Annotated in this window: 2 protein-coding genes; both read left to right on the top strand. The window is 47.3% G+C overall.

Going from position 1 to position 3,201, the window contains the following annotated elements; genetic code table 11:
• Window positions 1-2,162: LamG domain-containing protein (locus OEV42_21430; protein ID MDH3976832.1), on the top strand; the 2,162-nt coding region annotated here is incomplete at its 5' end.
• Window positions 2,163-2,226: 64 nt separating this feature from the next.
• A partial coding sequence (locus tag OEV42_21425) for a hypothetical protein (GenBank protein MDH3976831.1) occupies window positions 2,227-3,201 on the top strand: 975 nt, incomplete at its 3' end.

Genomic DNA, 3,201 nt, shown 5'->3' with positions numbered 1-3,201 from the left:
TTTATTTCGATGGTTTAATCTCCGGTGCACGTGTTTGGAGCGTAGTGCGGCCGTCCGAAGAGATCTATGCCGGTATGGATGGGCAGTTTGGGCCGGGGGAGGCCGGCCTCATATCGAACTGGCCTATGAACGAGGGTCAGGGTCAGGTGGCAGGAGACATGACGGGAAGGAGTCTTGGGTATCTTGGGACCAACGGGAATGTCGAGACGCGTGATCCGGCGTGGTATGATGCCTGGGGGGTATCGAAGAAGCAGTACATCATAACGGCAACAGCGGGTCCGAACGGGACGATAACGCCCTCAAATAAGGTGAATTATGTGGAAGAGGGGGGAAGTGCGGCATTTACCATAACGCCCAGCCAGAACCTTCGCATCCAGGATGTCCTTGTCGATGGAACTTCGGTGGGAGCCGTACCGTCCTATACCTTTACCAATGTGACTACCAATCGCAGTATCGAGGCCTATTTTTCATCGCCTATTGAGGAATTGCCTACCACAAATGCGCTTCAATTTGATGGTGTTGATGATGTTGTGATTTTCGAAAATGCATCCGGATTCAATTTGTACAGTGCCATGCCATTTACGCTGGAAGCATGGGTTAAGGCTGATGAGAAAGTAACAGGAAATCATATTGTTATTGCCAAACAGGATACGACTATTGGTACACGAGGTTATTATTTGATGATTAATGATGAAGAAAATGATCAGTTTTCATTTTTTATGATGGCTGATAGTACTCATTATTTACATGTAGATGGTGGAGTTGATGTTATCGATGGGCAGTGGCATCATGTGGCAGTTACCTATGACGGAAATGGTGGTTCAGGCATTAAACTCTATGTTGACGGGGCGGAAGATCCGTTAACCACTGTAGTCTTTGATAATATTGGAACAAACAGTATGGATAATAATGTACCCCTCACTATCGGTACGAGAAATAATAATACATCTGATGTTGCTTTTGATGGACTCATTGATGAAGTTCGTTTCTGGAGTGATGTGAGAACAGCACAGGAAGTCTCAGACAATATGAATATTCTTGTTCAGGGTAATGAGGCTGGATTGGCAGGCAACTGGCGCATGGATGAAGGAAATGGTCAGATAGCTTGGGACAATGCAGGTAACAGTAATGGCCGCTTGGGGGACACAAATGCGGTTGACGGTAATGATCCTGTATGGGTTGATTTTACGGGCTCTTTCGGTCTACAACTGGTTGTAATGACTAATATCAGTTCAGGCGGAACGATGTATCCTGATTATCCGCTTATGGTGGATACGGGTTCGGTTATTACTTATGCGATCATACCCGATGCGGGTTATGACATCGAGTCAGTGACCGGCTGTGGTGGTATCTTGGTAACGGATAACAGTTTTGTGACGGATGCCATCACCGCCGATTGTACCGTGACGGCCTCATTTACCGACCTTGCCCACACGGTAACGGCGACGGCGGGAGCAGGAGGTACTATCACACCAGCTCAGGCAACCGTGGTTTACGGTAACGCTACCAGCTTTTTGATAGAACCGGACATTGGCAATCATTTATTGTCGGTAGAAAGCGACTGTGGGGGGGGGCTCGTCGGCAATACTTATATAACAGGGCCGGTTACTGCAGAATGTCAGCTTTCAGCGAGTTTTGGTAACAATCTTAATGTGAATACTGTACCTCAAGATGGAGGAACGGTAGCCAGCCTTCCTGCGGGTATAGATTGCGGGATCAACTGTTCTGCTGCCTTTACGCATGGTTCCAGTGTTTCTTTAACTGCCGTGCCTGGTACGGGGTCTGTCTTTACCGGCTGGAATGGCGGCGGGTGCAGCGGCACAGGTAACTGTACGGTTACTCTAAATGCAGATACAACGGTTACCGCTTCTTTTAATTATACAGATCAGCTCGTGCGGATTGGAGGCACAACGCCAATATATTTCACCTCCATTCAGGCTGCTTATGAACATGCACATACTGAAGGAATGTCTGCTGTTACGATTCAGATGAAGATGACGGGACTCACAGAAATCGTTAATTTAAATTGGCCCATTTCAGTAACGTTGGAGGGCGGCTATAATTCGGATTATTCATCTGTTGCGGGTGTTACAACACTGTACGGTGATATAACGCTAAATAACGGCACTTTAACCATTGAAAATATTGAAATTTCGCCTTAATGGCTAAAGTTTTTCTAATTATTTTATTTATATGAAATTAAAGGCTTAATGTGAAGGAGGAGTCATGAAGAAGCTTATATTAATATACACGGTGGTGATGTCGATGGTCTATGCACAGGCCTATGCAGCGGGGGATTTAATCGTTAACGGAAATATCAAAACCAGTATTTCCGATTGTGACAGCCTGGATACGGATGCGGGCGGAAATATTGTTTGCGGGACTGACGAATCAGGGAGCAATGTTTGGTCAAATATTTCGGGAAATGCCACCTTTACAGGTGGTAAAGTGGGTATAGGGACATCTATGCCTACTGAAGCGCTTGATGTGGCAGGTTCGGTGAAAGCGGATTCGCTGTGTCTGAGCGGTGATTGTAAATCCCAATGGCGCATATATGAGGAGAATAGGACAATAGCGACAGGTCTGGGCAGTTATATAGAGCTAGGCAGTTTTTATAAATATTACGTAAGTCACCCCATAAGGGTGAGCCTGTCATATGGGCGTTCAAATGCGAAGCAATATCTGATAGTGTCGAGTAATGGCACGACAGGTGGGGAGTGGCGCGAGGTGTTGCCGATAGCCAGCATTGGGCCCAGATTTGACGACATCGGCTTGCAGGTGAAGACGGATGCATTTGCGACGATACTCCGGGTGTGGCGATCAAGCGGTGGAACATTTGTCGATCCTGTTTACGTAACCATGGAGTACATGGGGGAGGGAGACGTTACCTATACCTCTTTGTCTGGAACCGGTACGACGACGGAGATGCCTGTTTATGAAGGGACACCGCTCACGCAGGTTAGCGGCAAGGTGGGGATAGGGACGGCGGCTCCGACGGAGGCGCTCGATGTGGCGGGTACGGTAAAAGCTGCTGCTTTTATCGGTGACGGTTCGGGATTGACAAGTATTTCATCTGCTTCTCTTCCCTCTGATGTTGCCCTTAAAAATGGTACTGCTGATCAGGATTTTGATTCGGGGACGCTTTACATCGATGTGGTCAATAACAGGGTTGGTATTGGTACGACAACCCCCAACCATAGG

It is taken from the genome of Deltaproteobacteria bacterium (assembly GCA_029860075.1).
Lineage (GTDB): Bacteria > Desulfobacterota > JADFVX01 > JADFVX01 > JADFVX01 > JAOUBX01.
Note: the sequence above shows the minus strand (reverse complement) of the source record. Positions and strands in the feature narration are given on the sequence as shown.